Annotated in this window: 6 protein-coding genes; 3 read left to right on the top strand and 3 right to left on the bottom strand. The window is 59.6% G+C overall.

The annotated features are described in order from the left end of the window. On the top strand, positions 1-286 hold a 286-nt coding region (locus NZK35_RS32775; protein ID WP_259636746.1), incomplete at its 5' end, for a hypothetical protein. 419 nt (positions 287-705) lie between these two features. Further along, positions 706-2,349 carry a S41 family peptidase gene (locus tag NZK35_RS32770; RefSeq protein ID WP_259636745.1) on the top strand — a complete coding sequence of 548 codons (1,644 nt, stop codon included), beginning with the start codon at positions 706-708 and terminating at the stop codon, positions 2,347-2,349. Between the two features lie 274 nt (positions 2,350-2,623). Here the strand turns inward: NZK35_RS32770 and NZK35_RS32765 are convergent, their stop codons facing one another. The 3 genes from NZK35_RS32765 to NZK35_RS32755 form a co-directional block, all read right to left on the bottom strand. Next, positions 2,624-3,445: a polyprenol monophosphomannose synthase gene (locus NZK35_RS32765; protein ID WP_259636744.1), complete on the bottom strand. Its 822-nt coding sequence runs from the start codon at positions 3,443-3,445 to the stop codon at positions 2,624-2,626. 156 nt (positions 3,446-3,601) lie between these two features. Next, entirely contained in the window at positions 3,602-5,179 is a 1,578-nt protein-coding gene (locus NZK35_RS32760) for an ExeA family protein (RefSeq protein WP_259636743.1), read from the bottom strand. A gap of 123 nt (positions 5,180-5,302) precedes the next feature. Beyond that, the gene (locus tag NZK35_RS32755; protein WP_259636742.1) at positions 5,303-6,082 is read right to left on the bottom strand and encodes a hypothetical protein; all 780 of its coding nucleotides are present in this window, start codon (positions 6,080-6,082) and stop codon (positions 5,303-5,305) included. A gap of 150 nt (positions 6,083-6,232) precedes the next feature. Between NZK35_RS32755 and NZK35_RS32750 the strand changes: the two genes are divergently transcribed. Beyond that, entirely contained in the window at positions 6,233-6,889 is a 657-nt protein-coding gene (locus tag NZK35_RS32750) for a phosphoribosylanthranilate isomerase (RefSeq protein WP_259636741.1), read from the top strand. The last annotated feature ends 391 nt before the right edge of the window (positions 6,890-7,280 follow it).

Below are 7,280 nucleotides of genomic sequence, written 5' to 3'. Positions count from 1 at the left end.
CAGGTTCCAGGTTTCAGGTTCCAGGAAACTCGCCGGAAATTTTCCTGTCACCCATGCTCTTGTCTATTCCCCCTTTCCCCCTCATTTTCCTGCGCCTCATTTTTCTGCCAACTGCCAACTGCCAACTGCCGACTGCCGACTGCCGACTGACTTGGAACTTGGAACTTGGAACTTGGAACTTGGAACTTGGAACTTGGAACTTGGAACTTGGAACTTAAAACTTAAAACCCAACCCCCGTTTTTGACTTCGAATGGGACATTGCCTATCGTTGAGGTGCCGCCTTGAGGTGCGGCTTAAGGAATCTGAGGCCATGGCAGCGACTGAGTTGCTTTCTGCGTAGGGAACGCACGATGGGCCGCGACAAAATCGAGATCACACGGATGATTTCTTTTCGTCGCAACTTAACCGACCGGCTTAAACCGAACGCTGCGTGTTAATGCGTAGCGATCGCAACGCCTGACCCGGTTACCCATCAGACGGTTTTTTGACCGGGCATCTTTTGTGTCCTATATTCGCGTGGCCGCCCGCTGTGGGTGTCTTACGCGGCCGTTTGACAGATCGCCCCCTCCCGGCGTCCCTGTCGTCCTTCCCTCCCCTCCTGAAGACACCCCATGGGCCGAATCGGTATGCCAATCATTGCACGGGTTTTTCAGTCACCACCGGTCTGTCGACCATCAAGCACAGTCGGCAAGTGGACATCGTCGATGACACTGCTCTGCCTGTTTGCCCTGATGTTCCAAGCCGGGCTGACGGCGACGGCACAGCAGCCATTGGCCGCCGACCCTGCGGCCGAAGCCATCGAGCAGGATGGTCTGAGTCGCACGATCGCCCGCGGTGCGTCGTTGGAGCGGGAACGACGCTGGATTGAAGCGGTCCGTCACTATGAACAGGCGTCGCGTGAGTTCCCCGATTCGCGACATCTTTATCAGCGGTTGGTGATCAGCCGATTGCACTACGACGTCAATCGCCGCTACACGGACAAGAGTTTCGTCGCTTCGGCGCATTCGATGAGTGTCTCGCAAGCCTTGGACCTGTATTCGGAAGTCTTGGCGAACTTGGACACGCATTACGTTGAAACGGTCGACTGGTCGCGGATTTTGTTGCACGGAACCGCGGCCCTGGAGATCGCGTTGACCGAAGACCGATTTGTTCAAGACGCGTTGCCGGGCAAAGACTTGGGCATGCTGCACGAGTTTCAACAAACGATCCATCGCCGGATCGCCGATCGGCCGTCGGCAAACCGATTCGATCTGCGAGCGACCGTGGCTTTTGTGGCGGAACTCGCCCGCCAGGACATCGGGATCAGCCCGACGACCGTCGTGCTGGAATACGTCAGCGGTGCCATCTCAACGCTCGACCCGTACACGCGACTGCTGTCCGGCGACCAGTTGGACGACATGTTCTCCAACATCGAAGGCAACTTTGTCGGACTGGGCATCGAGTTGGAAACGGATGAAAACTCGCTAAAAATCTTGTCGGTGATCCCGGGCGGTCCGGCCGAAGAAGCGGGGCTGCAACCGGGTGAGCGTATCGTTCGGGTTGAACAGGCTGAAACCCACCTTTCGGATCCCGAGATCGCAGCCGACCTGCTGCGAGGACCGGAACACACCTACGTCTCGATCACGTTACAAAATCGCCAAGGCGAACGCCGCGATCTGAGAATTCAGCGGCGTCGCGTCGAAGTCCCCTGCGTGGAAAACGTGCACATCGTCGACCCGGCCACCCGGATCGGTTATCTGCGTCTGACCAATTTCCAAAAGACGACCACGCGAGACATCGAACGTGCCCTATGGAGCTTGCATCGCCAAGGCATGCGGGCGTTGGTGCTGGATGTCCGCGGCAATCCCGGCGGACTGCTGTCGGCCGCGGTCGAAGTCGCCGATCGATTCCTGAGCAACGGACGAATTGTGACTACCCGGGGACGCAACTCTCGCGAAAACTTTGACTACGTCGCACACCGCCCCAACACCTGGGACGTTCCCCTGGCGGTCTTGATCGATTCCGACAGTGCGAGCGCCAGCGAGATCTTTGCCGGGGCGATCTCGGACAGCCGACGCGGCATCCTGATCGGCGAGCGGAGTTACGGCAAGGGCAGCGTCCAAGGCATCTTCAGAATGCAAACCGCAAAGTTCGGACTGTGCTTGACGACCGCAAAATTCTATTCGCCCAAGGGGACCGCGATCAGCCAAAACGGCGTGATGCCCGATGTGAAGGTCGAGTCTCCGTACATCGCAGCACGTCCCAATGATCGCGGGCAAATGACGCTGGACCACGAAGACCTGGTGCTTCAAGAAGCCATTGAAAAACTGTCCTCGGGCAACAACCTGATCAGCCAGCGGACGCCCTGATCCGGGGGCATTCCTGAGCACGTTGGTGTCTGGGCTTGAGCCCAATACCGCTAAGTTAAGCGTCGTTTCTTCAGATGAGGGCCCGTAGGCTCGCGCCAAACGGCTGATATTCGTTTGACATCAGCCGGTTCGCGCCAGCGTCCGGGCCCCCTCATTCATGTTAACTTAGCGGTATTGGGCTTGAGCCGATCTTCGAAGCAGAAACGAAGGGCCGAAATCGCTTGAAGGCTACCCACCAACGTTGCGGAACGGATGGGGACGACAGGCTGGAAGCCTATCCCAGATTGGCGCCGCGTCGCCGCAGCGTCATCGCCAAACGCAACATGAAGCGGACCGAGCGGACGGCTTCGGCGAAGGTCAATTTGCTGTGGCCGAGTTCTCGTTCGGTGAACGTGATCGGGACTTCCGACATTTTACGTCCATCGCGGTGCAATTTGACCAGCAGTTCTTCGAGCACGGCATAACCGGTGCACTGCAGCGAATCCAAGTCCATCGCATCGAGCGCCGAGGTGCGATAACAACGCATCGAGCCGCTGCAGTCTTTGACCGGCAATTTCAAAAATGCCGTGGCAAACCGGTTGACCAGTTTGCTCATCAATCGCCGCCGCAGCGGCCAACCGACGATCTCACCACCGGGCACATAGCGTGACCCGATGACGACGGCGAGGTCCGCGTCGGCCCGCGCCCGTTCGACCAGTTCGGGCAACTGCGCCGGGTCATGACTTTGATCGGCGTCCAGGTTGACAAAAAAACGATAGCCCCGAGCCACGGCGTACTTCATCGCGTCGACGATGGCGGACCCCAGTCCACGTTTGTCGCGGCGGACGATCAACTCAATCTGAGGATCCGATCGCTGGGCTTCGCGAACCAGATCGGCCGTGCCGTCGGGCGAGTTATCGTCGACCACCATCAGGCAGGCGTCCGGGAAGGCACGTCGCAAGCCGACCAGCATTGCCTGGATATTCTGTGATTCCTGATAGGTGCAAATCGCGATCAGAAGGTCGCTCGGAATCGATCGGCTGTTCGGGAAGTCGTCCAAGAAGAGTAGCGATTGAAAAAACCGGGGGCGGGTGGATTCGATGCAGATTAAAACCACCGCGTTGGTCTGACAAGGGCTTCCCGGAGGTGGCGCTGCGCCGACCTCCGGCTCCGCGCTGAAATGCCTCCGGGATGTCGATCACGTTTCTGACGGATCTGGCGGCAAGAAAATCGACATCCTCGCCGCGACCTCGGCACCTTGCCGGGCAGACCCTCAGGCTTGGTTTCGCATTTTTTCGAGCATTTCGCGGTAGTCGACGGTCAACTTCGGCGCGTCTTGATCGGAGGCCTGGTCGATCCGATGTGAGCCACCCGCGGAGGCCGGCTTGATGATCTTGCGGTCCACGTCGATGTCTTCGGTGATCCACAACAGATCGGTGTCATCCAGCACGGCGGAATCCTCCGCATCGGCACCGTGGCCGGGTTCGTCGTACCAGACCACACTTGGATAATCTTTGCCGGCTTCGGCGAGCGGTTCGCCCGCCGTCTCTCCCGACAGTCCGCTCGGCGATTCCTCCAGCAACTCAGCGGGCGCCGAGTCCTGGATCATTCCCGGTTCTTCGAAGACTGCCAGCGAATCAATTTCGGAATACCGCGAAGCGGTGTTTTCAGAAACAAACTGGCTGAGCCCGACGATTTGGGAATGCAACATCGTCTCCAAGTCGACTTCGGACGACTCGTTCGGCTTCGCTTTGACCTGTGCGACTCCGACTTCGATGTTTTCTTCATCCTCGAATTCGCCGAACAAGGAGACCGGATCCGGCACGACCGACACGGCGGCATCGTCCGGCTCGGATTCGATCGATCCCTCTGGTTCGGCAACGAACGCTTCCGCATCCGCAACGGTTGCTTCTGCAGGTTCGACAGGCGAGGATTCAATCAGATGGCTGTCGTCGGCGTGGACCGCCGGATCGCTCAGCTCTCCGAACTCGACGACCGAACTTTCCGGTTGCATGCGGGGCTCTTCGGTCATCGGGCTGGGCAATTGCTGCAAGCTTGCCCATGCCTTGTTGACGGTGTGTTCATCGATCAACGTCTCGCCCAATTCGGCGGCGCAATCGATCGCTTCGGTCATCAAATGGTTGATCAACCGGGGGACGCCGCTGGTGGCATGGTAGATGGCGGAGATCGCATTGTCGGCGATGGTGTCATCGGACGACGCGTCACAGACTTCGATCGACTGGCGGATGTACTGTCGCGTTTCCTCGGCATTGAGCGGATGCAAATAGCACCGTGCGGTCACGCGTTGCACGAACGGTTCCAAGGAAGGTGCCGTCAGCGTTTCATCCAGCTTGACGCCACCGGCGACGACGGCGCTGACCATCGGTTGTCCGTCGCGCATCAGATTGGTCAGGCGTCGAATCGCTTCGAGAACGTCGGTCGTCAAGGAGGCTGCTTCGTCGATGACCAACAGCGCGCCGTGCGGTTTTGCATCGGGACCGCAAAGACGGTCGTGGATCATCAGCTCGAAATCGTCGCGTTTGCCGGTTTCCAAGGGCACGCCGAGCCGGTGCAGCAGAAATCGATAGAACGCGGTGTCATCGGCGATCGGTGTGTCGCCGAGCGCGACGACGTCATGGGTGGCAGCGAATTCTTTGGCCAATAACGCACAGACAAGCGACTTGCCGGTGCCGGGCGGTCCGATCACCAACGAGATCGCTTCACGCGCAAGGACGCTGCGTGAAACGCGTGAAAATGTCTCCAGCACCGGCCCGACGGGGACGAATCGACTGGCGGACGGAAAACCCGGGAAGGGAGGCAAAACGAAATCGTGCTCGAAGTTTTTCATCATTCGATCGTGTCCGAGAGGCTTGTGGGTGTGGGGACGGCTTGGCGAAAGCGATCCCTCCAATCGGAATAATCGGCAGAATCTAACGCGAACGTGAGAACTATCTTGGCATTCCGACCAGAGGGCTCAGACCCAGACGGCGACCGCGCCGAGCATCGCCACGACGATCGCGCCAGAAAACGTTCCGATGCGTGCCAGAACACCGATCGGTTGTTCGCCGAACGAGGCTCCCGCGCGCAATGGGGCGTGCCGTAGCCAGTGCATGTAGCCGCAGGCCGCCGCGATTCCGAGCAGGAAGGCAAAGTGAAATGCCAATTGAGGCCAGCTGGCAGGAGTGACTTGTTCAAACACAACCGGGACGTTGGCGCTCCGCGTCTCGACGGCTTCCATCGACGCAACCGCCGATGCCTTCACCGTCGACCAATACTTCGCATCGTTCGGACTCGTCTCGGGCTGGTCGGCGATGGGTTCGATCGGCTCGGCATAAGCCGCCTGTTGAATCACCTCGGTCGGGTCGCCGATTTCCGTTTCGTACGACGCGGTCGTCACCGTGTCCGAAATCGTCGCCGTCATGGGTCTTCGATCCACACGCTTGACGGGACGGGGGACCGAGTCGCTCTGGGCACGTGCCGGTTGGCTCTTTTCGTAGAATTCGGCGACTTCCTTTTGCCATTTCGCGGTGACGTATTCCGGATGCGACTCGGGCATGCTCCAGGTACGGACCTTTCGTTTCAGCTCATCCAGGCTAGGATCGTCGATCGCGATGCTGTAGGTTTTCCAACCCTGGTCGTTCAGATGGCACCGAACGATTTGCCGCGGCGTCTCGCGGGGCCAGACGGCCAAAGTGATGACGAACGTGGCGGCAAAGGCGAGTGCCAGGTCGACGATGTTGGATCGATCTCTCATCGCTGGGATGGCTCCGAGGTCTGTTCGCGAAAAAGAAGAGGGCTCCGCCGATGGAGCTCGATGTTTTCGGGTTATCGACATCACCCGTTGGAGCGGCCAGCGGAAGTGGTGCAGTTTGTCTGGATTGAAGGGATCACTCGGGTAGCAACCGTGTTTCGTACAAAAATCTGCGGCGTTCGACTGGAGCAAGACCTGCGTGCGGTCGAGCGATCGGGCGGCGACGCGATCGGCTTGAATTTTTTTCCCAACAGCGTTCGCTACGTTGATCCGAAGTGCGAAGCAACCCAACGGCTATCCCGGCTGGCCAACGAGTTGGGATTGTTGCGTGTCGGCGTGTTCGTCAATGAGTCCGCCGAAGCCATCGCCGCAATCGCCGCGACGGTGGGACTGGACGCCATTCAGCTGCACGGGGACGAACCGATCGAGTTGGCTGAGGCGCTGCGCTCGATGGGGTGGCCCGTGCTGAGGGCCATCAAGTTGCCTCGGGACGCGTTTGCCCCGGAGCTGATGGAGGAACGCTCAGCCGCCTGGGTCGCGATCGGCTGCCAGCTGCTGTTGGATGTGGATGCCGGTTCGGCGCATGGAGGCAGCGGCAAGACCTTGGACTGGCCCTCGGTGGATTCATGGGCACACAACCATCCGTCGGTCGGCTGGACGCTCGCGGGCGGTTTGAAACCGGAGAACGTCCGCCAGGCGATCGATGCCACCGGAGCCGTTTCGGTGGACACAGCCAGCGGCGTGGAATGCCCGCGAGGCGTCAAGAACGAATCCCGGATCAAGGCGTTCATCGCCGCGGCCACCGGCTGACGGCGATGACAGATCCCGACGGAGCTACGCGCTGAAATTCCTCCGGGATAAAGAAAGTGCGAGCATGACCCCGTCGGGGTCAAAGCCGGTAGCCGGAGGTGAGCGCAGCGACACCTCCGGAAATCCGTCAACAGGCGTGACGCGACCCCGGAGGGTGTCGAAGCAAATGGGGTTCGAACCTTGTAACCCGGCTTGCGGCCTTGTGTGAACGATCATCTCTATCAGCAAGGCGATCTGGGGCACCGCCGGCGGATCGATTCGCTGCGACACCGTCCGGGGTCGAGGGCAATACCGCTAAGTTAACATGAATGAGGGGGCCCGGACGCTGGCGCGAACCGGCTGATGTCAAACGAATATCAGCCGTTTGGCGCGAGCCTACGGGCCCTCATCT

Origin of the sequence: Stieleria sedimenti (assembly GCF_025060895.1) — a bacterium.
Lineage (GTDB): Bacteria > Planctomycetota > Planctomycetia > Pirellulales > Pirellulaceae > Stieleria > Stieleria sedimenti.
The sequence above is the reverse complement of the archived record's forward strand: the minus strand, read 5'-3'. Positions and strand labels throughout refer to the sequence as shown.

What these genes read in the sequence shown, in the direction of transcription:
- NZK35_RS32755 (WP_259636742.1), bottom strand. Translation starts at nt 6,082, where the DNA reads ATGAGAGATCGATCCAACATCGTCGACCTGGCACTCGCCTTTGCCGCC.
- NZK35_RS32770 (WP_259636745.1), top strand. Translation starts at nt 706, where the DNA reads ATGACACTGCTCTGCCTGTTTGCCCTGATGTTCCAAGCCGGGCTGACG.
- NZK35_RS32760 (WP_259636743.1), bottom strand. Translation starts at nt 5,179, where the DNA reads ATGATGAAAAACTTCGAGCACGATTTCGTTTTGCCTCCCTTCCCGGGT.